Here is a 516-nt window from a genome sequence, read left to right as displayed (position 1 = left end):
GCAACCGTCATAGCGGCGACCAACCCAGCGTCCGCCGCCACCGCACCTAAAGGCAGCACATTGACAGCCAACCATAAAGCAACAGCCAATGGCGCGAGGCTTCCGACATTCGAATCTCGTACGGACAGCGCCCGCCGAACAAGAAGGAAACCCGCCATCAGGGGCGCCACACCAACACCCACCGTGATCATGAAAGGATTGCTTGTAGTCAATCCCAACGACAAGGCAAAGACCAAGGCAGCACTCGAGCAAAGCCCAGCGGCTTCATTTTTCATCCCTGACAATCACCACGTCTTTGACAAGGACCGTGCCACGCTTGACCTCACCGTTCGGCGCCATCGCTCCCCTGCTCCAGAGGAAGTCGATCCCTCTCGCATAGTCAGCACGCAGAAACGCTTCTGGCCACATGTAGTTCGTGTAGTCGACTGAAACTTCCTCTTTGCTGTCCGTAAAGATCAGATTGCCCACGGAATCCCGCACTTCCGAGATCTGCAATCTCTGCGATGACGAGGAGTA

At 56.2% G+C, this 516-nt stretch carries 2 protein-coding genes; both read right to left on the bottom strand.

The genetic code is table 11. The annotated features are described in order from the left end of the window. Positions 1-275: hypothetical protein (locus CWM66_RS29385; protein WP_233218447.1), on the bottom strand; the 275-nt coding region annotated here is incomplete at its 3' end. Then, the coding region (locus tag CWM66_RS28245) for a hypothetical protein (RefSeq protein WP_233218446.1) at positions 265-516 on the bottom strand (252 nt) is incomplete at its 5' end. The genes CWM66_RS28245 and CWM66_RS29385, both read right to left, overlap by 11 nt.

It is taken from the genome of Kosakonia sp. H7A, assembly GCF_003028445.1.
Classification (GTDB): Bacteria; Pseudomonadota; Gammaproteobacteria; order Enterobacterales; family Enterobacteriaceae; genus Kosakonia; species Kosakonia radicincitans.
The sequence above is the reverse complement of the archived record's forward strand: the minus strand, read 5'-3'. Positions and strand labels throughout refer to the sequence as shown.